The organism is uncultured Cedecea sp., assembly GCF_947498825.1.
In the GTDB taxonomy this organism is placed as follows: Bacteria; Pseudomonadota; Gammaproteobacteria; order Enterobacterales; family Enterobacteriaceae; genus JGM124.
This window is the reverse complement of the sequence record NZ_CANMLV010000001.1, coordinates 511,723-535,246: the sequence shown is the minus strand read 5'-3', so window position 1 is coordinate 535,246 and position 23,524 is coordinate 511,723. Positions and strand designations below refer to the sequence as shown.

18 protein-coding genes are annotated in these 23,524 nt (G+C 46.2%); 10 read left to right on the top strand and 8 right to left on the bottom strand.

Features of this window, described 5'->3' with window-relative positions; translation table 11 throughout:
• Nucleotides 1-588: 588 nt before the first annotated feature.
• Nucleotides 589-1,989: an asparagine--tRNA ligase gene (asnS, locus tag Q1A40_RS02600; protein WP_299997368.1), complete on the bottom strand. Its 1,401-nt coding sequence runs from the start codon at nt 1,987-1,989 to the stop codon at nt 589-591.
• A 159-nt stretch (nt 1,990-2,148) separates the two neighbouring features.
• Nucleotides 2,149-3,351 carry a nicotinate phosphoribosyltransferase gene (gene pncB, locus Q1A40_RS02595; RefSeq protein WP_299997365.1) on the bottom strand — a complete coding sequence of 401 codons (1,203 nt, stop codon included), beginning with the start codon at nt 3,349-3,351 and terminating at the stop codon, nt 2,149-2,151.
• A 432-nt stretch (nt 3,352-3,783) separates the two neighbouring features.
• Here pncB and pepN point away from each other — a divergent pair, with 432 nt between their 5' ends.
• A complete protein-coding gene (gene pepN, locus Q1A40_RS02590) occupies nt 3,784-6,396 on the top strand; it encodes an aminopeptidase N (protein ID WP_299997362.1) in 2,613 nt (870 codons plus the stop codon).
• A gap of 73 nt (nt 6,397-6,469) precedes the next feature.
• On the opposite strand, the gene ssuE is transcribed toward pepN, so the two are convergent.
• Nucleotides 6,470-7,063 (bottom strand): NADPH-dependent FMN reductase, encoded by a 594-nt coding sequence (ssuE, locus tag Q1A40_RS02585; protein ID WP_299997359.1) that lies wholly within the window; start codon nt 7,061-7,063, stop codon nt 6,470-6,472.
• Between the two features lie 408 nt (nt 7,064-7,471).
• On the opposite strand from ssuE, the gene pyrD reads away from it, so the two are divergent.
• Together pyrD and Q1A40_RS02575 are read left to right on the top strand one after the other, a co-directional pair.
• A complete protein-coding gene (pyrD, locus tag Q1A40_RS02580; RefSeq protein ID WP_299997356.1) occupies nt 7,472-8,482 on the top strand; it encodes a quinone-dependent dihydroorotate dehydrogenase in 1,011 nt (336 codons plus the stop codon).
• Between the two features lie 152 nt (nt 8,483-8,634).
• Nucleotides 8,635-9,177, top strand: a complete 543-nt coding sequence (locus tag Q1A40_RS02575) for a cell division protein ZapC (protein WP_299997353.1) — start codon at nt 8,635-8,637, stop codon at nt 9,175-9,177.
• Here Q1A40_RS02575 and Q1A40_RS02570 read toward each other — a convergent pair.
• Complete coding sequence (locus Q1A40_RS02570) at nt 9,174-10,286, bottom strand: YcbX family protein (protein ID WP_299997350.1); 1,113 nt, start codon at nt 10,284-10,286, stop codon at nt 9,174-9,176. The two genes, Q1A40_RS02575 and Q1A40_RS02570, sit on opposite strands and share 4 nt — an antisense overlap.
• Before the next feature lie 180 nt (nt 10,287-10,466).
• On the opposite strand from Q1A40_RS02570, the gene rlmKL reads away from it, so the two are divergent.
• The 6 genes from rlmKL to rmf all read left to right on the top strand — a co-directional run bounded on the left by rlmKL (nt 10,467) and on the right by rmf (nt 18,382).
• Nucleotides 10,467-12,593: a bifunctional 23S rRNA (guanine(2069)-N(7))-methyltransferase RlmK/23S rRNA (guanine(2445)-N(2))-methyltransferase RlmL gene (rlmKL, locus tag Q1A40_RS02565; RefSeq protein WP_299997348.1), complete on the top strand. Its 2,127-nt coding sequence runs from the start codon at nt 10,467-10,469 to the stop codon at nt 12,591-12,593.
• A gap of 1 nt (nt 12,594) precedes the next feature.
• Complete coding sequence (locus Q1A40_RS02560) at nt 12,595-14,502, top strand: ABC transporter ATP-binding protein (protein WP_299997345.1); 1,908 nt, start codon at nt 12,595-12,597, stop codon at nt 14,500-14,502.
• Between the two features lie 16 nt (nt 14,503-14,518).
• Nucleotides 14,519-15,787, top strand: coding sequence for a membrane integrity-associated transporter subunit PqiA (gene pqiA / locus Q1A40_RS02555; RefSeq protein ID WP_299997342.1), 1,269 nt, complete (start codon nt 14,519-14,521; stop codon nt 15,785-15,787).
• The gene (gene pqiB, locus Q1A40_RS02550; RefSeq protein WP_299997339.1) at nt 15,777-17,414 is read left to right on the top strand and encodes an intermembrane transport protein PqiB; all 1,638 of its coding nucleotides are present in this window, start codon (nt 15,777-15,779) and stop codon (nt 17,412-17,414) included. Before pqiA ends, pqiB begins: the two co-directional genes overlap by 11 nt.
• The gene (gene pqiC, locus Q1A40_RS02545; protein WP_299997336.1) at nt 17,414-17,980 is read left to right on the top strand and encodes a membrane integrity-associated transporter subunit PqiC; all 567 of its coding nucleotides are present in this window, start codon (nt 17,414-17,416) and stop codon (nt 17,978-17,980) included. Before pqiB ends, pqiC begins: the two co-directional genes overlap by 1 nt.
• Before the next feature lie 234 nt (nt 17,981-18,214).
• Entirely contained in the window at nt 18,215-18,382 is a 168-nt protein-coding gene (rmf, locus tag Q1A40_RS02540) for a ribosome modulation factor (protein WP_299997333.1), read from the top strand.
• A gap of 143 nt (nt 18,383-18,525) precedes the next feature.
• Here rmf and fabA read toward each other — a convergent pair whose 3' ends face one another.
• Both fabA and Q1A40_RS02530 read right to left on the bottom strand, forming a co-directional pair.
• Complete coding sequence (gene fabA / locus Q1A40_RS02535) at nt 18,526-19,044, bottom strand: bifunctional 3-hydroxydecanoyl-ACP dehydratase/trans-2-decenoyl-ACP isomerase (RefSeq protein ID WP_259047903.1); 519 nt, start codon at nt 19,042-19,044, stop codon at nt 18,526-18,528.
• Between the two features lie 68 nt (nt 19,045-19,112).
• Nucleotides 19,113-20,861 carry a Lon protease family protein gene (locus Q1A40_RS02530; RefSeq protein ID WP_299997327.1) on the bottom strand — a complete coding sequence of 583 codons (1,749 nt, stop codon included), beginning with the start codon at nt 20,859-20,861 and terminating at the stop codon, nt 19,113-19,115.
• A gap of 178 nt (nt 20,862-21,039) precedes the next feature.
• On the opposite strand from Q1A40_RS02530, the gene matP reads away from it, so the two are divergent.
• Entirely contained in the window at nt 21,040-21,492 is a 453-nt protein-coding gene (gene matP, locus Q1A40_RS02525; RefSeq protein WP_299997324.1) for a macrodomain Ter protein MatP, read from the top strand.
• A gap of 78 nt (nt 21,493-21,570) precedes the next feature.
• Here the strand turns inward: matP and ompA are convergent, their stop codons facing one another.
• Entirely contained in the window at nt 21,571-22,635 is a 1,065-nt protein-coding gene (gene ompA / locus Q1A40_RS02520) for a porin OmpA (RefSeq protein WP_299997321.1), read from the bottom strand.
• 362 nt (nt 22,636-22,997) lie between these two features.
• A complete protein-coding gene (sulA, locus tag Q1A40_RS02515; RefSeq protein WP_299997318.1) occupies nt 22,998-23,501 on the bottom strand; it encodes an SOS-induced cell division inhibitor SulA in 504 nt (167 codons plus the stop codon).
• Nucleotides 23,502-23,524: the final 23 nt, after the last annotated feature.

Sequence of the window (23,524 nt, the reverse complement as noted above, 5' to 3'; positions counted from 1 at the left end):
AAGTGCTACAAATATCAAAACTAAGTAACAAGCGGAAAATATATGTAACATTGTGTGAATTTAATGGAACTTTGTGAACTAATTCAAACTTCGGCTTAATAATTAATGAGATGATTTTTTCTTAACGTATATATATGAATTGCTTATATTTAATTTATATAAGTGTGAAGTGCGTCGAAAAAAGTTGATCTGAACAATTTTGCTGAAGAGCCAAAAAACTGAAGATTGCAGTGAAAGATTGCCAAAATGTGCGGTATTTAATGGGGAACTTATTTAGCCTGATTATCGGTTTCTGCGTTTCATTTACTGCTTATTGTAAGAAACAACTTGTAACCAGGTTGCATATGAAAACGGTTGAAATTGATATTTAAATATCAATCATTAATAAAATATGTCCAAAGAAAACGAGGATACTTGTCTTATCCGGAATACAAGTGGAGATTTGTATCAGAGAGTATCGAGTGACAGGGAAAAGTCGTTCAGAAGTGGAATAATGAAGAGAGAGGAGACGGAACCCAAACGACCGAATCATTGCTTTATCGGTTGTCCGGGTACCGGTAAGAAACCAGAGCTATTCAGTCTGGTTGATTAGAAGCTTGCATTACGTGGTGTGCGTGGGAAAGGGATCACGTCACGTACGTTCTGAACACCGGTGACATAAGCAATCAGACGCTCAAAGCCAAGCCCAAAGCCTGAATGCGGTACGGTGCCATAGCGGCGCAGATCGCGGTACCACCAGTAATCTTCTTTATTCAGCCCCATTTCTGCCAGACGGGCATCCAGGACATCCAGACGCTCTTCACGCTGTGAGCCTCCGATGATTTCACCGATACCTGGGGCCAGAACATCCATTGCAGCAACGGTCTTACCGTCATCATTAAGGCGCATATAGAATGCTTTGATGTCTTTTGGATAGTTTTTTACTACCACTGGTGCTTTAAAGTGATGCTCCGCCAGATAACGCTCATGCTCGGAAGAGAGGTCAACACCCCAGAAAACAGGATTTTCGAAGCTCTTACCACAGTTCAGCAGGATTTCAACGGCATCGGTATAATCAACCTGAGCAAAATCTGCCTTAATGAAGTTCTGTAGACGCTCAATGGCTTCTTTATCTACACGTTCAGCAAAGAACTTCATATCATCCATACGTTCTTCAAGTACCGCATTGAAGACATATTTCAACATTGCTTCAGCCAGACCTGCGACATCGTTTAAATCTGCAAAAGCCACTTCCGGCTCCAGCATCCAGAATTCTGCCAGATGACGACTGGTATTAGAGTTTTCGGCACGGAACGTCGGGCCAAAGGTATACACTTTAGATAAAGCACTGGCATAGGTTTCGCCATTTAACTGACCGGAGACGGTCAGGAAGGACTCTTTGCCAAAGAAATCTTTATCAAAGTCGACTTTCCCTTCTGGTGTGCGGGGCAAGTTTTCCATGTCAAGCGTGGATACGCGGAACATTTCACCGGCACCTTCAGTATCAGAAGCCGTAATCAGCGGGGTTGAAACCCAGAAATATCCTTGCTCATCAAAGAAACGATGCAGGGCTTGCGCCAGAGTATGACGTACACGCGCAACAGCACCGATCAGGTTAGTTCGTGGGCGTAAATGCGCAACCTCACGCAGATATTCAATGCTGTGACGTTTAGCGGCCATTGGATAGGTATCAGGATCGTCAACCCAACCGGTCACTTCAACTTTAAGTGCCTGTATTTCGAAACTCTGCCCCTGGCCTGGAGAAGCAACGACAGTACCTGTAACGATAACGGAACAACCGGTTGTCAGATGCAGTATCTCGTCATTGTAATTAGGCAGGGAATTATTAATGACAGCCTGTACAGGATCAAAGCAGGAGCCATCATAAATGGCAAGGAAGGAGATACCAGCTTTTGAATCTCTCCGAGTACGCACCCATCCGCGCACGGTGACTTCACTGTCAACGGCTGTACGGCCCTGGAGTACGTCGGCTACAGGCACAACGCTCATAGTTTTCTCTCTATTTAATGGTCAATAAAAAATTAGCCCGAAAGGGGCTATCTATATTACTTGTCGTGTGTCAGCAGACAAGAAGAATTCACTGTCTGCGATGAAGAAATCATGTTAAGGCAGACAATGAGGGTGGGATATCTCATTGTCTGCTATTAATCAGCTGGCTTTTTTGACTTCAGTCAGGCTGAAGGCTTCACGCAGTGCACGGACAAAGGCTTTATCCAGGCAAATCGTTTTACCCGGACTGTCGGACAGTTTCGCAACAGGTTTACCGTTGCACTCAACAAGCTTAATAACGATGTTGAGTGGTTTAACGCCAGGAATATCACAGGTCAGGCGAGTGCCAATACCAAAACTGAGCTGCACACGTTCTGAAAAATGACGGTACAACTCTATCGATTTTGCCAAATCAAGATTATCCGAAAACACCAGGACTTTACTCATTGGGTCGATCCCCAGCGAACGGTAGTGAGCTATCGCTTTTTCACCCCAGGCGAAGGGATCCCCTGAATCATGGCGCAAGCCTTGATAACGTGTGGCAAAGTTATGATCGAAATCACGCAAGAAAGCATCCATAGTGATGCAATCTGTTAAAGCAATACCTAATCTGTCGGGATATTCATCCAGCCAGGCTTGCAGCGCAGCCCGTTGGCTGTTAGCCAGTGTCGGACTGATTTGCTGGTGTGCCTGAAACCATTCATGTGCCTGGGTGCCCATTGGCGTCAGATTCAGGCTACGGGCCAGGGAATAGTTACTGGTGCCGACAAACCAAGATTCATCCTGCAAACGGGTGACAATCGCTTGCTGTACCCCGCGTGAGAAACGGCGACGAGTACCGAAATCCATTAACCGGAAAGCACTTAAATCAGTATCTTGGGTTAAGCGATTAAAGTTATTAAGCTTATTTTCCAAATGATCGAGCGCTAATTGTATATTGATATCGGGTGAACGACGACGGTGGGCAACTTCGCTTATCATGGCGAGCAAAGGCACTTCCCATAAAATCACTTCACGCCAAGGGCCGGTTAACCGAATATCTAAATGGCCTTGATTATTCGTCACCTCAACCTGAGTAGGATCGAAACGAAACTGGTTAAGCCAGTCAAGGTAATCAGCTTTAAAGAAGGGCAAACCTTTAAGCCAGCTAAATTCTTCCGGACTTAGTGCCAGATGTTGCATAAAACCGATTTGCTCACGAACAGCATCGGCATAAATCCCTAACAGGTCGTCGCCGCGACAGCGGAATTCCGCTGTAACGACAACCTCGCCATAGAGGTGAAAAACAGCTTGCTGCATATGAAGCTTATAAGCATCGGTATCCAGCAGCGATTGTAATATTGGGGAAGCGTGTCGAGTCATGGCGCGTTTCAGCATCCTCTCACAGGAGCGTTTCCATCAAGAACAAGCAAATAATGAGGCAGGAGTATACCTTGATTATCTGTTTATTGAAGTAAGATCACAACACAGTGGACATGCAGGATCGATGGCAATTTGTGCCACAGACTGGATTTGGTCAAATTTTTTATATTTATTATACTGTTACATATAGAAAATAACGTAATTTTCAGAAAGACCCTGATGCAACAAACTCCATCTGTAGTTTGAAATATTGTTTATCAGCACAAGATTATGGGTTACCAGACGAAGATGTATCGATATCAGCAACCGCTTTAAGAACGTGGAAACAACTTAGCATTCTTCGTTCGCTGGATAAAGATTCTGCGTGGTAACATTACTGCAACAGAAACAGACAGAATGCCGTTTATCTACGGCTGAATAAGAAGGTTTTTTATGACACAACAGCCTCAAGCTAAATACCGTCACGATTATCGTGCGCCCGACTTTACTATCACTGATATTGATTTAACCTTTTCTCTTGATGCCACCTGTACTCAAGTCACGGCGATAAGTCGTGTGGTACGCCAGGGCGAGGCGAATGCTTCTCTTCGGCTTAATGGTGAAGATTTAACGCTGGTGTCCATTAAAGTTGACGGTCAGGACTGGACGAATTATCAGCTGGAGCAGAGCGTATTAATTCTTGAATCACTGCCTGATATTTTTGAATTGACGATTGTTAATGAAATTAGTCCGGCAGCCAATACCGCTCTGGAAGGGTTATACCAATCAGGCGAGGCTCTCTGTACTCAATGTGAGGCTGAAGGCTTCCGTCATATTACCTGGTACCTTGATCGCCCGGATGTACTGGCGCGCTTTACCACCAAAATTATTGCAGATAAGCAGAAATACCCTTACCTGCTGTCTAACGGTAACCGTATCGCCGAGGGAGAACTTGAAGGTGGGCGTCACTGGGTTCAGTGGCAGGATCCCTTCCCAAAACCATGCTATTTATTTGCGCTGGTTGCCGGTGATTTTGATGTCCTGCGTGACAGCTTTAAAACCCGTTCTGGCCGTGATGTTGCATTAGAGTTGTTTGTTGATCGTGGTAATCTGTGTCGTGCGGACTGGGCGATGACCTCCCTGAAAGCATCGATGGAATGGGACGAAAAGCGTTTTGGACTGGAGTATGATCTCGATATCTACATGATTGTCGCCGTTGATTTCTTCAATATGGGCGCGATGGAAAATAAAGGACTGAATGTCTTTAACTCCAAATTTGTTCTCGCCCGTGCGGAAACCGCAACAGATAAAGACTATCTCGATATTGAGCGTGTTATCGGTCATGAGTATTTCCATAACTGGACCGGAAACCGCGTTACTTGCCGTGACTGGTTTCAGCTAAGCCTGAAAGAAGGGCTGACGGTATTCCGCGATCAGGAATTTAGTTCTGATCTGGGTTCGCGAGCAGTGAACCGTATTCAGAATGTTCGCACCATGCGTGCTATGCAGTTTGCTGAAGATGCCAGCCCGATGGCCCATCCAATCCGTCCGGATAAAGTTATCGAGATGAATAACTTTTACACCCTGACTGTTTATGAGAAGGGCTCAGAAGTCATTCGTATGCTTCATACATTGCTTGGGGAGAAAAACTTCCAGAAAGGTATGCAGCTATACTTTGAGCGTCATGATGGTAGTGCTGCAACCTGTGATGATTTTGTTCAGGCGATGGAAGATGCCTCGAATATTGATTTGTCATATTTCCGTCGCTGGTACAGTCAGGCTGGCACACCGATTGTTACTGTACGTGATGATTATGACCCACAGACTGAACAGTATAGCCTGACCATTAGCCAAATGACTCCGCCAACGGCAGAGCAGCAGGAAAAAGTTCCTCTGCATATTCCATTCGATATTGAACTCTATGATAACGAAGGACAGGTTATTCCTTTGCAGAAAGACGGTCACCCCGTCCACCATGTTCTTAATGTGACTCAGGCAGAACAGACATTTGTTTTTGATAATGTCTACTTCCAGCCTGTACCATCCCTACTGCGTGAATTTTCAGCCCCGGTAAAATTGGACTATAAATGGAGTGATGAACAGTTAGTTTTCCTGATGCGACATGCACGTAATGATTTCTCTCGCTGGGATGCCGCACAGAGCTTGCTGACGCTTTATATCAAAATTAATGTCAACCGTTGTGAACAGGAACAACCTCTTTCTTTGCCTCTGCATGTGGTTGACGCTTTCCGGGCAATTTTACTCGATGAACATATTTCTCCGGCACTGGCGAGTGAGATCCTGACCTTACCATCACAAAATGAAATTGCTGAGCTGTTCCCGGTTATCAACCCTCAGGCTATCGCGAAGGTGCATGGGGCATTAACCCGTACTCTGGCAACAGAACTGGCGGACGAGTTGCTGGCGGTATATAACGCGAACAAACTTGAATCGTATCAGGTCAATCACAGTGATATTGGTCAGCGTGCTCTGCGCAACACTTGCCTGCGCTATTTAGCCTTTGGTGAGTCTGCACTGGCCCTGAATCTGGTTAGCCGCCAGTACAGGGAGGCAGATAACATGACCGATGCTATTGCTGCGCTTTCTGCGGCAGTTGCAGCTGAGTTGCCTTGCCGTGATGAGCTGTTGGCGCATTACGATGAAAAATGGCATCAGGATGGCCTGGTTATGGATAAGTGGTTTATGTTGCAAGCGACGAGTCCGGCGAATGATACCCTGGAAAATATCCGCAAGCTGTTAAACCACCGTTCATTCAGTCTCAGTAATCCAAACCGCACACGCGCATTAATTGGTGCCTTTGCTCTTAATAATCCTGCGGCGTTCCACGCTAAAGATGGCAGTGGTTATCAATTTATGGTGGAAATGCTGACTGAACTGAATAGTCGTAATCCGCAAGTTGCTTCACGTCTGATTGAGCCGTTGATTCGTCTGAAACGCTATGATGCTGAACGTCAGCAGATGATGCGTACAGCCTTGGAGCAACTGCAAGGACTGGATAATTTATCGGGCGATCTGTTTGAGAAGATAGCGAAAGCATTAGCCTGATAAAAACAGCCCTCACTGATTTCTCAGTGAGGGCTGAAACTCATGAACAGTCACGGAGATACAAAAGTCTGTTCTATGATGCGATTTGAATAGCTGCATTGGCTGCGACTTGGCGATTTAATAATCCGGTAACGTTGATTTTTCTTCGTTGTATTGCCTGTAAGAAAAGATGCAATGAACCATCCAGACGTTGTTTAAGATCAGGCGTAAATTGTGGTTTGTGCTGATAGTCAGTCACCTGACCGTCATCGGCGAAGACTCCATGTAAAATTTCCTGCGCTTTCAGCGCATTCAATACGGGTTTCAGGGCGTAGTCGACCGCTAGCATATGAGCAATACTTCCACCGGTGGCGAGGGGGAGGACGACCTTATTATCCAGCGCACGCTCAGGAAGTAGATCAAGCAATGTTTTCAGCCCCCCCGAAAAAGACGCTTTATAGACTGGGGTTGCGATGATAACACCATCTGCTGTGGCAAGCTGCTCAGTCAGCGTTTGTAGTGCCGGGCTGTCAAAACGCGCATAAAGAAGATCTTCAGGGGCAAAATTTTGTAGATGCCAATGATAAACCTCAATATCCAGCTTGCGTAGTTGCTTACGGGCATATTCCAACAGCGCACTGGAACGCGACGGAAAACGGGGGCTTCCGGCCAGGGTTATTACTCGCATAACGTCTCCTCATCACTGATATATTCGCAAAGGTACTGGTTATTGTTTGTCTGGGCCTGTCTGTCGTTTTACTAACCGATTCTGCGGTGACTTATGGTTTGCACCCATGAAACGATATAAATGATTGGGGCTACAGAACGCTTGATAACTGGATTCTGTCAGAGCGTGCGCTTTTATCTAAATGACTTTTCCTGCATTTAAAACCCGAAAATGTGCATATCACAGGTATTTACCTGATAATCGTCACATTCTCTTAACCTGATACTGCCAGATACAGGGGAACAGGATGTCGCCGGAAGGCCCTTATAGCGAGTGATTAAGGCTTTTTTGTGTATTGTCAATTCCAATCAGGCAGGAGATAGTGAATAATACTGCCCCGGTCTGCACACCGGGAATCCAGGAGAAGTTATGTTCTACCCCTTCGTTCGCAAAGCTCTGTTTCAGCTCGATGCTGAGCGCGCTCATAATCTGACTTTTCAACAACTTCGTCGTATCAGTGGTACGCCTCTTGAAAGAATTATTCGTCAGAATCTTCCAGCAAAGCCTGTAACCTGCATGGGGTTGACCTTTAAAAACCCTCTCGGCTTAGCCGCAGGGTTGGACAAAAACGGTGAGTGCATCGATGTTCTGGGTGCTCTGGGATTTGGTTTTATTGAAATTGGCACCGTAACGCCACGTCCACAACAGGGAAATGATAAACCACGGATTTTCCGGCTGCCTGAGGCTGAAGGTCTGATCAACCGTATGGGTTTTAATAACCATGGTGTTGATAATCTGGTAGAAAACGTCAAGAAAGCACATTTTGATGGAATTCTGGGGATCAATATCGGTAAAAATAAAGATACGCCGGTGGAGCAGGGGGAAGATGATTATCTGGCTTGTATGGATAAAATTTATCCTTATGCCGGTTATATCGCGATCAATATATCCTCACCGAATACTCCAGGACTCCGTACGTTGCAATATGGTGATGCGCTGGATTCACTGTTAAGCAGTATTAAAAACAAACAGCAGCAGTTGCATGAGTATCACCATAAATATGTTCCGATCGCTGTGAAAATTGCCCCAGACCTTTCTGAAGATGAATTGATTCAGGTTGCTGATAGCTTAGTCAGACATAATATTGATGGTGTGATTGCCACCAATACCACACTGGACAGAAGTTTAGTTCAGGGGATGAAATATAGTGATGAAGTGGGTGGCCTTAGTGGGCGTCCGGTACAGCTAAAAAGCACCGAGATTATTCGTCGTTTATCTCTGGAAATAAATAATCGCTTACCCATTATTGGCGTGGGTGGGATTGATTCTGTTATTTCTGCGCGTGAAAAAATGGCAGCAGGGGCTTCGCTGGTACAAATATACTCAGGATTTATTTATAAAGGACCGTCGCTGATTAAAGAAATCGTCACGCACCTGTAAATAATTGCCACTTCCAGGACACCAGGACTTTATTTTCAGTCCTGGTTGATTTATATTCTTCATTTGATGCTTATTTATACATATTTGAAATTTTTTATTAAGGATGAGTATTCAGGTAACAATAGGAATGGACTTAATACAAGGAAAGCACAATGCGAATAAAACCAGATGACGACTGGCTATGGTATTTTGATGAAGAGCATGATCGAATGATGCTTGACCTGGCTAATGGAATGATTTTCCGTTCACGTTTTCCTCGCAAAATGTTAACTCCTGATGCTTTTGAAAAAACAGGTTTTTGTGTTGATGATGCGGCGTTATATTTTTCTTTTGAAGAAACCTGCCGTAGCCTGGTATTAACAGATGAACAACGCGCTGAGCTGGTTTTAAATGCCCTGGTGGCTATTCGTTTCCTGAAACCGCAGATGCCTAAAAGCTGGCATTTTGTCTCCCACAATAATGACTGGCAACCCGAAGTCGGAGCGGCAGCTCATGCCTGGCTGAACGACAACTGGCAGCAAGTTAATCTGCTGGTGATTGAAACGGGAGATAATGCAGCACTTTGCTTACTTGCCCAGAGTGAGCTGACGCTGGCCGGACGTATGATGCAACTGGGAGATGCGATTAAAGTGATGAACGACAGACTGAAACCACAGTCTGACGCTCAGTATATGGGATTAGAATACGCCGTTTAGTTTGGTGCGACGAACAGGTCTCCCACTGGCACACAACTGCAGCTTAATGCTGTCCCGTCACCTGAAACCGCGCCTTTTTTAAGGGCATGGACCTCACCTTCCTGTACGCGAATTCGACAGCTGCCACAAATTCCCGCCCTGCAAGAATAAGGCACCTTGATTCCTTGTTGTTCCAGCTGCTCAAGCAGAATTTGTTGATTATTCCCCTGAAAGATTTGCCCGGCCCAGTTAATGGTGACCTGCTGACTGGCGATAGTCTGCTCAGGCAGGTTTTCGGCTACAGCACCGGCTTTATACAATTGAGGGGGTTTGGTTGACAGCACTTCCACCTCATCACCGACACGGATAACCCCACTTTGGCGGGCAATCAGATTCTGGCCAAAATCAACGTCGTTGGTGCCTTGTGCTGTACGGAAGCTTTGCAGCGTAGCCAGGGGCTCGCCGCCTGGATGGCGACGCCCGCGCTCCGGACTAATGGTTGTAAAAACGCAGCGGCTACAAGGTTTAACGACATCAAACATGACGCTACCAATACGTATAACACGCCAGCTATCTTCAGCCCAGGCAGGAGCACCAGTGACGACCAGATTTGGGCGAAACTGATTCATACTGACACTGGCCGGACAGCGCTGTTGCAAGTCTCGTAATGAGGCTTCATTAGTCAGCAAATAGGGAAAGCCATCAGCAAAGGAGAGGGGGACTTCTTCATGCTGTTGCACGCGACGGGTCAAATTTTCACCCACCCAGCGCAGTTGAACCGGGCGAGGGAAAAAACCACTCAACCAGTCATTGATCTCTGCAGGCGCGATTTGTGCTGTAAAGTGATTTCCCCAGACTTCTGTCGGGGCCGGGGCTGAAATAAAATCGGCGAAGCGAATGGTTGCGGAACTGCCATCGGGCGCACTCAGGTACAATCCGTCATGTAACAGTGCCGGGGTAAACAGCACCATTTGTGGATAAAGACGCGCAGTAATAAAGGTTCCATCAGGTTCCGTTATCATAAAAATACGGTCGAAAGCGGCCCCACTGGCTGAGATTTGGCTATGGGAAAGCGCCAGGCCACGCATCGATTTTACTGGGTAGATATGAAGCTGAGATAAATTAATCATAAAATCCTCTGTCAATATACCCTTCATATTACCAGGGATCTGGGATGAATTTTGTGAAGTTTACACACCAGAATATTGAATTAATCAGGCTATAGAGAAATTAACCCGGCCAACTTTATGACATGCGTTGCGGATTAGCTATAATGCGGGACAATTTTCTTTTTTTTGATAAGTGACGATATGAATTCTCTGTTTGCCAGCACGGCGCGTGGTCTTGAAGAGCTATTAAAAACTGAACTAGAAAGCTTCGGCGCGCTGAACTGCAAAATTGTGCAGGGCGGCGTACATTACCAGGGAGATTCACGTCTTCTTTATCAAAGTTTGATGTGGAGCCGTCTGGCGTCACGCATTCTGTTACCTTTGACGGAGTGTAAAGTCTATAGCGATCTTGATCTCTACATCGGCGTACAGGTTATCGACTGGCCGGCTATATTCGGACCGGAAGCCACCTTTGCGGTGCATTTTAGTGGCTTAAATGACACTATCCGCAATAGCCAGTATGGGGCATTGAAAGTCAAAGATGCCATTGTGGACTCTTTTACCCGCAAAAACTTGCCTCGCCCTGATGTTAACCGCGAAGCGCCCGATCTGCGTATCAACGTCTGGCTGAATAAAGAAACGGCCAGCATCGCTCTTGATTTAAGTGGTGAAGGACTGCATCAGCGTGGTTATCGTGACGAAACTGGCGCGGCACCGATTAAAGAGACACTGGCAGCCGCTATTGTTATGCGTTCGGGCTGGCAGCCAGGTACTCTGCTGCTTGACCCTATGTGTGGTTCTGGCACCTTGCTGATTGAAGGGGCGATGATCGCAACCGATCGCGCGCCTGGTTTGAATCGTCAGCGCTGGGGGTTTTATAACTGGGCACAGCACAATCCCGAATTATGGCAAGAGGTGAAAACAGAAGCACAACGTCGGGCGCGTGAAGGTGCTCGTCAGTATACTTCTCGCTTCTTTGGCTCTGATAACGACCGCCGAGTGATTGAACATGCGCGTTCTAACGCCCGCAGGGCGGGTCTGGCGGATCTTATTCAGTTTGAAATGAAAGATGTCACTAAACTGACAAATCCATTACCGGAAGGACCGGCTGGCACGTTAATCAGTAACCCTCCTTATGGAGAACGCCTGGAAAGTGAACCAGCGCTGATTGCATTACATAACTTACTCGGTCGCCGATTTAAAGAGCAGTTTGGTGGCTGGCACTTGTCTTTATTCAGTGCCTCGCCTGAACTGTTAAGCTGCCTGCAATTGCGAGCCGATCGTCAGTTTAAAGCCAAAAATGGCCCGCTTGATTGCGTACAGAAAAACTATACCCTTGCCGTTCATGCTGAAGGAAGTTCGGGACCAGTCAGTCAGATTGCTGATGATTATGCGAACCGCCTGCGCAAGAATGCTAAAAAGTTCGATAAATGGGCCCGTCAGGAAGGGATCAGCTGCTATCGCATCTATGATGCCGACCTGCCAGAATACAACGTTGCTGTCGATCGTTATGGTGACTGGGTTGTAGTACAAGAGTATGCTCCACCAAAAACCGTAGAGCCACAAAAAGCACGTCAGCGTCTGTTTGATGTTATTGCAGCCACACAGAGCGTTCTGGAACTGCCGGGTAATAAATTAGTGCTGAAAACCCGTGAACGTCAGAAGGGCAAAAATCAATATCAAAAAATGGGTGAGAAAGGTGACTTTATGGAAGTGAGCGAATATAACGCGCGCTTATGGGTCAATCTCACGGATTATCTTGATACCGGTCTGTTCCTGGATCACCGTATTGCACGTCGTATGTTAGGTGAAATGAGTAAAGGGAAAGACTTCCTTAACTTATTCTCCTATACCGGCACTGCGACGGTTCATGCTGGTTTGGGTGGGGCACGTACCACCACGACAGTGGATATGTCACGGACTTATCTTGAATGGGCAGAGCGTAATTTACGCCTTAATGGTTTAACCGGGCGTCCGCATCGTTTGATTCAGGCTGACTGTTTGAGTTGGCTACGCGACAGCGACGAACAGTTTGATCTGATTTTTATCGATCCACCGACGTTTTCAAACTCTAAACGTATGGAAGACAGTTTTGATGTACAACGTGATCACCTGGATTTAATGAAAGATCTGAAACGCTTATTACGTTCTGGAGGCACTATCATGTTTTCCAATAATAAGCGTGGTTTTAAAATGAATTTAACCGGTCTTGCGGAACTCGGGTTAGTTGCACAAGAAATTACCCAGAAAACGCAGTCGCAGGACTTTGCACGTAATCGCCAGATCCATAATTGCTGGTTAATCACTCACGAATCCCGGAAGTCATAGTATGTCTTTAATCAGTATGCACGGCGCTTGGTTGTCATTTAGCGACTCGCCGTTGCTGGATAATACCGAATTACATATCGAAGAAAATGAACGTGTTTGTCTGGTCGGCCGTAATGGTGCAGGCAAATCAACGTTGATGAAGATCCTTAATCGTGAAGTGCCGCTCGATGATGGGCGAATGGTTTACGAACAAGATTTAATTGTGGCTCGTTTGCAGCAGGATCCTCCACGCAATGTCGCGGGTACGGTCTATGATTTTGTCGCTGAAGGCGTGGAAGAACAGGCTGAACACCTGAAAGCTTATCATGATATTTCTCATAAAGTGATGGCCGATCCCAGTGAGAAAAATCTTAATGAAATGGCGCGAATTCAGGAAATTCTCGATCACCAAGGCCTGTGGATGCTCGACAGTCGTATCAACGAAGTGCTGGAACAGCTTGGACTGGATGCCGATACTGAGCTGTCTGCCCTTTCAGGTGGCTGGTTACGTAAAGCGGCGTTAGGTCGGGCATTAGTGAGCTCACCGCGCGTCTTGCTGTTAGATGAACCGACTAACCACCTGGATATTGAAACCATTGACTGGCTGGAAGGCTTTTTGAAAACCTTCCAGGGAAGCATTATTTTTATCTCGCATGACCGTTCTTTTATCCGCAATATGGCAACACGTATTGTCGACTTGGATCGTGGCAAACTGGTTTCTTATCCTGGTGATTACGAAACCTATTTACTGGCCAAAGAAGAAGCATTGCGCGTTGAAGAACTCCAGAATGCGGAGTTTGATCGTAAACTGGCCCAAGAGGAAGTCTGGATCCGCCAGGGGATTAAGGCTCGTCGTACCCGTAACGAAGGTCGTGTCCGTGCCCTGAAAGCGATGCGTCGTGAACGTAGTGAGCGTCGCGAAGTGATGGGGAGTGCCAAGATGCAAGTCGAGGAGGCGAGCCGTTCAGGTAAGATTGTCTTCGAGATGGAAAATGTCTGTTATCAGGTTGCTGGTAAGACATTGGTCAGTGATTTTAGCGCACAGGTGATGCGTGGTGACAAAATTGCCTTGGTAGGGCCAAATGGTTGTGGTAAGACGACTCTGTTGAAACTTATGCTGGGTCAGCTTGAAGCAGATAGTGGACGAGTTCACTGCGGAACCAAACTGGAAGTAGCCTATTTTGATCAGCACCGTACCGAGCTTGATCCAGATCGTACAGTGATGGACAACCTGGCGGAAGGAAAGCAAGAGGTTATGGTGAATGGGCGACCACGCCATGTGTTGGGTTATCTTCAGGACTTCTTGTTCCATCCTAAACGTGCGATGACACCGGTTCGCGCACTTTCAGGGGGAGAGCGTAACCGTCTTTTACTGGCTCGCTTATTCCTGAAACCCAGTAACTTATTGATTCTGGATGAACCTACGAACGATCTTGATGTAGAGACTCTGGAACTACTGGAAGAGCTGATTGAGAGTTATCAGGGAACAGTCATGCTGGTGAGCCACGATCGTCAGTTTGTCGATAATACCGTCACCGAATGTTGGATTTTTGAAGGTAAAGGAAAAATCGGACGTTACGTCGGTGGGTATTTCGATGCCAAAGGTCAACAAGGCTCCTTCCAGCCTCTGCGCGCAGTGACTGCGACAAAAACGCAGGGCAGTTCGGAAAGCAAACCTGAAACAGTTAAACGAGCGGCCAGTAAACTCAGCTATAATCTGCAACGTGAACTGGAACAGTTGCCGAAAAAGCTTGAACAGCTGGAAGCTGAACTTGAAGTACTTCAGGCAAAAGTGAGTGATGCTGAATTTTTCAATCAGCCTCACGAAACGACGCAAAAAGTGCTTACTGACCTTGCGAATGCCGAGCAGGCGTTAGAGCAAGCCTTTGAGCGCTGGGAATATCTCGAGTCGCTTAAAGACGGCGAATAAAATCAGGAGAGCATCCATGTGTGCAGAGCACCATCATAAATCACATATTCTATGCCCCCAATGTGATTTGCTGGTGCAACTGCCAGCACTGGAAGATGGCTACAAAGCCGATTGTCCACGTTGTGGAACAATGCTTACGGCCCAGTGGTCTGTTCCGCGTAAGCGGCCAACGGTCTATGCGTTGGTCGCATTATTTATGTTATTGCTGGCTAATTTGTTTCCCTTCGTCAATATGAATGTGGCCGGGATCAGTAGCCAGGTAACATTGCTGCAAATACCCAATGTATTATTCGATGAAAACTATGCCAGTCTCGGTACGTTCTTTCTGCTTTTTGTCCAGATAGTTCCGACATTGCTGCTGATCATCATTTTGTTACTGGTTAATCGCGTCAGACTCCCTTTAGTGCTCAAAAAATCGATGGCCCGCGTTCTGTTTCAGCTAAAAAGTTGGGGAATGGCCGAAATATTTCTTGCCGGTGTTCTGGTGAGCTTCGTCAAACTGATGGCTTACGGCAATATAGGTATCGGAAGCAGCTTTATTCCCTGGTGTCTGTTTTGTATTTTGCAGCTCATGACATTTATGTATGTTGATAAACGCTGGCTATGGGATGACATTCAGCCGTTGCCAGTACTCAGCCAGAAACTGGTGGTCGGTGAAACCGGTTTGAAGCAGGGCCTGCGTTCATGTACCTGTTGTACAGCGATTATTCCAGCCGATATGCTGGAATGCCCACGCTGTCAGTCCGAGGGACATGCCCGGCGAAAAAATAGCTTACAGTGGACTGTTGCACTTCTGCTGGTCTCTATCATGCTGTACTTTCCGGCTAATTTATTGCCGATCATGGTGACAGACTTTTTAGGCAGTAAATATGCTTCTACAATTATGGAAGGTGTTATTTTACTCTGGAGTGAGGGCTCTTACCCGGTTGCGATGGTGATATTTATTGCCAGTATCATGGTGCCAACGCTAAAAATGGTGGCTATTGGCTGGTTATGCTGGGATGCAAAGCGCCCACATAAGCCAAACCGGGAAAGAATGCATTTTATTTATGAAGTGGTCGAATTTGTCGGTCGCTGGTCAATGATTGATGTTTTTGTTATTGCTGTACTTTCTGCGTTGGTGAGGATGGGCGGAGTGATGAATATTCATCCCGATATTGGTGCACTGATGTTTTCACTGGTTGTTATTCTAACCATGTTTTCAGCAGCAGTCTTTGATCCACGCTTGTCATGGGACAACAGAGACAATGATTTAAATAAGGAGTCCTCCGCAAATGGAGAATAATAAAGGTGAGGCCAAGGTTCAAAAGCTCAAAAGCTGGTCGCCCGTTTGGATCTTTCCAATTATCACTGCACTGATAGGGGCCTGGATATTATTCTATCATTACAGCCACCAGGGGCCACAGGTTGTCCTGATTACCACCAATGCCGAAGGCATTGAAGGTGGGAAAACGACAATTAAAAGCCGCAGTGTTGATGTTGGTGTCGTCGAAACGGCTGTACTCAGTGATGATTTACATCATGTCCGAGTTACTGCACGTCTTAATTCCGGTATGGATAAATTATTGCGCCAGGATTCTGTCTTTTGGGTCGTTAAACCACAAATTGGGCGTGATGGTGTCTCGGGATTAGGCACCTTACTTTCGGGTGCCTATATTGAGCTGCAGCCCGGCTCAACAGGTGAACATCTGGAAGAATATTCCTTGCTGGATGCGCCTCCGCTTGCGCCACCGGATGCTAAAGGTATTCGTATTACCCTGGACAGTAAGAAAGCCGGGCAGCTTAATCCCGGCGATCCGGTATTATTCCGCGGCTATCGCGTCGGATCGGTCGAAACCAGCCATTTTGATGCCAATAAACGCATGATTACTTATCAGCTATTTATTGCCGCGCCAAACGACAAGCTTATCACTAATAATGTTCGTTTCTGGAAAGATAGTGGTATCGCAGTAGACTTTTCTTCCCAGGGAATGAGTATTCAGATGGGATCCCTGACAACATTATTCAGTGGTGGCGTTAGCTTTGATGTTCCGGAAGGTTTGGACTGGGGAACGCCAGTAGAGTCTGGCGCAGATTATCAGTTGTTTGACGATCAAAAGGATATTCAGGACTCGTTATATAAAGAAAATATTGAATTCATCATGCTGTTTAAAGACTCAATTCGCGGCCTGTCGGCAGGTGCTCCCGTTGAGTTCCGTGGTATTCGTTTAGGAACTGTAGCGCAGGTGCCTTTCTTTACTGAGCAGATGCAGCAAAAGTTAGACAGTAACTTCCGTACACCGGTACTTATTCGTATTGAGCCTGAACGGTTGAAGAATATCGTCGGTCAGGAAACCAATATTCCGAATAATATCCAGGGGTTAATTAAGAGTGGATTACGCGGTGCAATGAAAACCGGTAACTTGCTGTCGGGCGCATTATTTATCGACTTTGATTTTTATCCAAATGAAAAACTGGAAAAAGAAGCGAATGAGATTGATGGTTATCCCGTTATCCCGACTATCAGTGTTGGACTGGCACAAATTCAGCAAAAACTACTGGATACGCTGGATAAAGTGAATAATTTGCCGTTGAATCCGATGATCCAGCAGGCGACCAAAACACTGAATGAAAGCCAGCAGACTCTGAAGCGGCTGCAACAGACATTAGATAACCTGAATAAGTTAACCTCAAGTCAGTCAATGCAGCAGCTTCCGGTTGATATGCAGAAGACATTGCAGGAGCTGAACCGCAGCATGCAGGGCTTCCAGCCAGGTTCAGCAGCCTATAACAAGATGGTGACTGATATGCAGCGTCTTGATCAGGTTTTAAGGGAGCTTCAGCCAGTATTGCGTACGCTGAATGATAAGAGCAATGCATTAGTGTTTGAAGCAAAAGATAAACCCGATCCACAGCCAAAAAGGGCCAAATAATGAAAAAGTGGCTAATGGTCATTGCAGCATTAATGCTGGCAGCTTGTAGCAGCAGCAATGGCGGCAAAGTTTATTATCAGTTACCGGCTAACGCACAACCCGCGAATCAGGTTGTGAGCCAAACGGGGCATCATTTACTGTGGATTGATCAGATAGTTCTGTCTGATTATTTGGCTGCTAATGGCTTGGTATATCAGACCTCGGATGTACAGTATGTGATTGCGACGAATAATCTGTGGGCAAGCCCGCTTGACCAGCAACTACGTAATGCGCTGATAAACAATCTTAGTCAGGCTATGCCTGGCTGGATTGTTGCTTCACAACCTCTGGCGAGCGAGCAGAGTAGCCTGACGGTGAACATTACCGGTTTTCATGGTCGTTATGATGGAAAGGTGATCGTCAGTGGCGAATGGTTGCTGAAACAAAATAATGAAATCATTAACCGTCCTTTTCGTATTGAGCTAAACCAACAGGATGATGGTTATGACGCGATGGTGAAGACCTTGGCTCAGGCCTGGCAGCAGGAAACCCAGAGCATTGCTTCAGAACTTTTACGTCGTCAGTAGTATTTTTAAAGTAATACAAAACGTGGCCCAGGCGGCCACGTTTTTTTTACCTGTAATTCTCTGCTGTTAGCGAAAAAGAATATCAAAAATGGCTAAGAACAGGATGAATATTGCAATTGTATGAATTTTACTCGTTGACTGAGGGCGTTTTTCACGCTATTCATTAAATGTGATTGCAACCAGTGCAATTACTGTTTTCATTTCCACCTGCAAATAAAATGAGGGAAACGAGGCATGAAGAGACAAAAACGAGATCGCCTGGAGCGGGCTCACCAACGTGGTTATCAAGCAGGTATCACCGGACGTTCTAAAGAAACCTGTCCTTACCAAGTTATCGATCAGCGATCGCATTGGTTAGGAGGCTGGCGAGAAGCCATGGAAGTCAGGGCTGTGACTGCTTAATAATGATCTCGTTAGCAACAGCCATGTCTGCAATGCGGAAGTGTGACTGAGTGAACAGGCAGTTATGGCGCTCAGTAATAACGGCAGACTCAGTAAAAAGAAGGCATTCAGTGAATGCCTTCATTGATAAAGGAGGGCATTGCTTAGAAAGCAGAAGTATCCTTAAACAGACCTACTTTCAGGTCGTTAGCGGTATAAATTACGCGACCATCAACCAGTACTTCACCATCCGCCAGTCCCATAATCAGACGACGATTAACGATACGTTTAAAGTGAATACGGTAAGTTACTTTTTTCGCAGTCGGCAGAACCTGGCCGGTAAATTTCACTTCACCGACACCTAATGCACGGCCTTTACCCTCACCGCCCAGCCAGCCGAGGTAAAAACCTACCAGCTGCCACATTGCGTCGAGACCCAGGCAGCCTGGCATTACCGGATCGCCAATAAAATGGCAACCGAAGAACCATAAGTCAGGATTAATATCCAGTTCAGCTTCGACATAACCTTTATCAAAGTTACCGCCGTCTTCGGTCATTTTGACCACACGATCCATCATCAGCATGCTAGGTGCTGGTAATTGTGGGCCCTCAGCACCAAATAACTCACCGCGTCCGGAGGCAAGAAGGTCTTCTTTTGTATAAGATTCGCGTTTATCTACCATGTCTAAAGTATGCCTTTTTATAATGAAGTCCGCAGATTAGCGTACAGGTGTACGCTGAACAAGTCCGATCAGTTACGGCTGAACCAATTTAACCAGCGCAATGGCCAGGGACGAGGTGGTACATCCGGTGCGATGATTTGAGCGATACGCTCTTGTACTGCATTCATCAGGGTATTTTGTCCTTCACCATCCCACGGAAGTGTCGTTAATAGCGGCAGAGCATCGGCAACTTCGTCAATTGCCCAGACTGAGAATTTTTCTTGTTCCACAGCCTCTAACACCTCTTTATGAAGAGTAAGGTGACGCACGTTAGCTGCCGGGATAATCACACCTTGCTGACCGGTAAAATTACGTTGCTGGCAGATACGGAAGAACCCTTCAATTTTTTCGTTCAGTCCTCCTACGGGTTGCATTCGACCAAACTGATCGACTGAGCCTGTCAGAGCAATATGCTGAGAAATAGGGACATTGGCCAGAGCACTGATGAGCGCGCATAATTCAGCCATTGATGCACTATCACCATCAACTTCACCGTAGGATTGTTCAAAGGTAATTGAGGCGGAGAACGGAATCTGCTGCTCAAGCTGCAATTCTGACATTAAAAATGCCTGCATAATCATCATGCCTTTAGCATGAATATTGCCGCCCAGCTCAGCTTTACGCTCTACATCGGTAAACTCACCGTCGCCCACATGTACTACGCAGCTAATACGCGAAGGTTCACCAAAGGCGCGTGGATGTCCTGGAAACTCAACAACAGATAGCGCATTGATTTGACCGACCATTTCACCTTCGGTCTCAATACGTATTTGTTCCTGCAAGATTTCATCTTGCATGCGATCGGCCAGGAAGCCTTCTCGCCAGGCTCGCTGCTCCAACATTTGTTCCAGTTCAGCGGCTTTAAATTGTGCTTGCTCGCAGAATGGGGCAACTTCACTGAGCTGCCGCATGACCCAGGCAGGGCAGAGTGGGAGCATCTCCTGAGAGCCGGTAAACCGCGTCGCCTCTCTTATCAGAGGAACCCACCCCTCAGCTGCTGGTGCCGGTAAAGATTTTTGCTGTGCGATACTGGTTACCCACTGACACCACAGAGCGACATCCTCATTTTCGGTAATTTGCAGGCTATCTTCGTATTCGCTATAAATCGCCACTGCAGCCATGTCTGGCTCCATCTCATGGAAGTCGGCCAGCGAAATACGATCACCCACTAGCACCAGTTTTATATCCAGTGGTAATGAAGGGATTTTAACCGGCAGAGGGCGTGTTTCATCTGGCGACATCCAGTCGAAACGGCCTTGCACTATCATTTGTTTGAGGCGTAGCCAAAGCAGCGGCTGTGCAAGCACGCTACGTAATGACAGTACCAGTACACCGCCATTAGCACGATGTATCAGACCGGGCTCAAGGCTGATTTTACCGGCGAACTGACGAACACAGCCAAATAATTGTTCATTTTCCACCCACTCGGCTATGATGACCTCGCCTGTAGCGGCGAAATTATCTTCGGGTTGTGTGGCAGGGCGGAAAGTGATCTGATTTTCCTCTATACTATAATGACCACCGGCAAGGGCATCTTCTTGTGTCCGTGTCTCCTCAATGGCTGTGGCAATAAGACTGAGATACTCAGCCTCTTCAACAGCTTTAATCAGCATAATCGCTGATGAGTCAGAAAGATGAAACTGTTCAATGCCATAGGCTAGCCGGGCTTGAACACTCGAGAATGGTGCAAAGTCGTTGTCATAAGGCTGTGCAAAAATCTCCTGATAACTATCCGTATCAGGGACGAGAGCACGCCAGTCGAGTCGATGAGTCGTCAAAGTCGCTATATATTCATCAATGAGATTTTAAAGGCGTGATTATACAAGAATCCCTGAAGGAGCACACGGATAAAGCAGTAACATCCCGTTATCCTTCTCCGGTCTGTGATTTTCAGTTCAAGAAATATTACAAAAACTGCTATTCTGATGTGAGCGAAACGGTCACACTGAGACAACAATGAAATATCAACAGTTGGAAAATCTCGAGAGCGGCTGGAAGTGGAAGTATTTGGTGAAGAAACATCGCGAGGGTGAACTTATTACGCGATATCTTGAAACCAGTGCAGCACATGAGGCTGTAGAAAAGCTCCTGGCTCTGGAGAATGTCCCGGTTTTAGTCCTGGACTGGATTGAACTTCATATGAATCCGGAATTAGAAAACCGGATGAAGCAGACGATTCGTGCCCGACGTAAACGTCATTTTAACGCCGAGCATCAGCACACGCGTAAAAAATCCATTGATCTGGAATACCTCGTCTGGCAACGACTGGCTGGTTTGGCACAGCGCCGGAATATAACCTTATCTGAAACGATTGTGCAGTTGATTGAGGATGCAGAACGAAAAGAGAAGGTTGAAAGTAAAATCTCAACCTTGAGACAAGATCTCCAGGCTATGCTTTCACAAGAGTAGTGCTGTTAACAAAAAATGAGTTATTTCAGATAAAAAAAAACCCGCATTATAGCGGGTTTTTTTCAGACGGGGTTCAGCTTATGCAGCAGGCTGAACAATAACGTCTTTGATACCTTTAACTTGGATCTCTACACGACGATCCGGTGCCAGGCACTCAATCAGTTTAGCGCGTGGCGCTACGTTGTCGCAGGTGTTACCAGTAACTGGATCTGCTTTACCCATGCCGCGAGCAGAAATCTTGTCAGCTGGGATACCCTTAGAAACCAGGTAGTCAACAACGCTTTGTGCACGTTGCTCAGACAGTTTCAGGTTGTACTGCTCTGAACCGATACGGTCAGTGTAGCCAAGAACAATAACAGAACCGTCAGTTGGATCCAGGCTGCTCAGCTGGTTGTACAGCTGATCCAATGCTTGCTGACCTTCAGCTTTCAGAGTTGATTTACCGAAAGTGAACAGAACGTCAGATTTCAGAGTAAAGTGCTTGGTCTCTACTTCTGGAGCTGGAGCTGGAGCCGGTGCCGGAGCTGGTGCAACATAATCTTCCTGCTGACCAAAGCGGTAAGAAACACCAACACTCAGCAGGCCATTGTCTGGACGAGCATGTAAGGTGTCTTTATCACCAATGTGGTTAACCCACTGGTATTCCAGACGGGTAGCGATGTCACGAGTTACAGCATATTCCAAACCACCAGCGAATACAGGTGAAACACCGGTATCGTTGTTTTTAGCACGGCCAGCTGCATAATTCAGGTTGGAATCTGCACGCCATACCATACCACCCAGACGGGTATAAATGTCCAGGTCATTCAGAACTGGATAGCTCAGTTTGGTCGTCAGTTGAACGCCTTGAGCTTTGAATGCGCCGTTGCTGTTGCTGCCTTTATAAGCCATACGGCCTAACCAGTCGTAACCCATTTCAAAACCAACATACGGGTTAACCTGATAGCCACCGTAGGCACCGGCGCCCAGCTGATCGTTACGAGTCGATCCGCTGTTCAGCAGAGCTGGAGATGTAGCAGTAGAATGGTATTGAGACCAGCCCAGTTTACCACCCGCGTACCAAGTATCGTCTTTCGGAGCGGCCTGCGCTACGGTAGCGAAGCCAGCCAGTGCCACAGCAATTGCGATAGCTGTCTTTTTCATTTTATGCGCCTCATTATCATCCAAAATGGCCACGAGATCTAAGTTACTTTAGAACTTGCGGTTAAAATCCTTCGACCCGGGTTAAGCTCAAATTATAACATCAACCGATGTATCGGCATTATGGAAGAGCTCCCTGGCGAGATAAATTCTACAACGTAGTGAGAAACTTACAAGCATCAAGTCTGCCGGAATAATAAAAAAAAAACGTAAGTTCGTACATTTTCTTATAAAATTGGTTATTAATTACTCGAAAAACCACTGTATTGCTTTTTGTAATTTACTTTTTATTCAGTACGTTAGTCAGTTTTTTCGTCAAGTGAATGTTAAACTTAAAAAAATTCCAGGACTTGTCTGAAATTTACTTAATGATACAAACTAGAATGAATTTTTATCCCACTTTGTGGTCTGTTGGCTGAAATATGCTGCGGTCTCATAATAAAACCCAGAGTATTACCTGCTTCGGCAGCAACACTCAGACGATGATGCTGGTCATCTGTCAGGTCTTCATTTAACCAACTAATTACAATACTGTAATTTCCCGTTAACAATGCTTTCTCCATTGCATCAATAGTACATGCTGTTGTGTATTGTCGGCTCTGCATCACTTTATGCAAGGGCAAACCAGCATCTTGTAACCATTGACGGCTCAATTTTTGCTGAGGAGTTAACCAAAGCTGCCAGCGTGACTGATGACCTAGCTGTCGAAGTAGGGGTAACAGGATACAATGGGTTACCCAAGGCTTATCTTCACGATAAACGACTTCACTAATTAAACCATGCATATCTACAGAATTTTGCGATCTTTCGGAAAAAGCCGATGTTGCTGTAGTAGAGCGGAATGAGGTCGGGAAATCATATGAACGCATAGTAAGGTCTCACTCTGTACTGT

Coding starts and splice junctions, on each gene's coding strand:
- asnS (WP_299997368.1), bottom strand. CDS start 1,989: ATGAGCGTTGTGCCTGTAGCCGACGTACTCCAGGGCCGTACAGCCGTT.
- pncB (WP_299997365.1), bottom strand. CDS start 3,351: ATGACTCGACACGCTTCCCCAATATTACAATCGCTGCTGGATACCGAT.
- pepN (WP_299997362.1), top strand. CDS start 3,784: ATGACACAACAGCCTCAAGCTAAATACCGTCACGATTATCGTGCGCCC.
- ssuE (WP_299997359.1), bottom strand. CDS start 7,063: ATGCGAGTAATAACCCTGGCCGGAAGCCCCCGTTTTCCGTCGCGTTCC.
- pyrD (WP_299997356.1), top strand. CDS start 7,472: ATGTTCTACCCCTTCGTTCGCAAAGCTCTGTTTCAGCTCGATGCTGAG.
- Q1A40_RS02575 (WP_299997353.1), top strand. CDS start 8,635: ATGCGAATAAAACCAGATGACGACTGGCTATGGTATTTTGATGAAGAG.
- Q1A40_RS02570 (WP_299997350.1), bottom strand. CDS start 10,286: ATGATTAATTTATCTCAGCTTCATATCTACCCAGTAAAATCGATGCGT.
- rlmKL (WP_299997348.1), top strand. CDS start 10,467: ATGAATTCTCTGTTTGCCAGCACGGCGCGTGGTCTTGAAGAGCTATTA.
- Q1A40_RS02560 (WP_299997345.1), top strand. CDS start 12,595: ATGTCTTTAATCAGTATGCACGGCGCTTGGTTGTCATTTAGCGACTCG.
- pqiA (WP_299997342.1), top strand. CDS start 14,519: ATGTGTGCAGAGCACCATCATAAATCACATATTCTATGCCCCCAATGT.
- pqiB (WP_299997339.1), top strand. CDS start 15,777: ATGGAGAATAATAAAGGTGAGGCCAAGGTTCAAAAGCTCAAAAGCTGG.
- pqiC (WP_299997336.1), top strand. CDS start 17,414: ATGAAAAAGTGGCTAATGGTCATTGCAGCATTAATGCTGGCAGCTTGT.
- rmf (WP_299997333.1), top strand. CDS start 18,215: ATGAAGAGACAAAAACGAGATCGCCTGGAGCGGGCTCACCAACGTGGT.
- fabA (WP_259047903.1), bottom strand. CDS start 19,044: ATGGTAGATAAACGCGAATCTTATACAAAAGAAGACCTTCTTGCCTCC.
- matP (WP_299997324.1), top strand. CDS start 21,040: ATGAAATATCAACAGTTGGAAAATCTCGAGAGCGGCTGGAAGTGGAAG.
- ompA (WP_299997321.1), bottom strand. CDS start 22,635: ATGAAAAAGACAGCTATCGCAATTGCTGTGGCACTGGCTGGCTTCGCT.
- sulA (WP_299997318.1), bottom strand. CDS start 23,501: ATGCGTTCATATGATTTCCCGACCTCATTCCGCTCTACTACAGCAACA.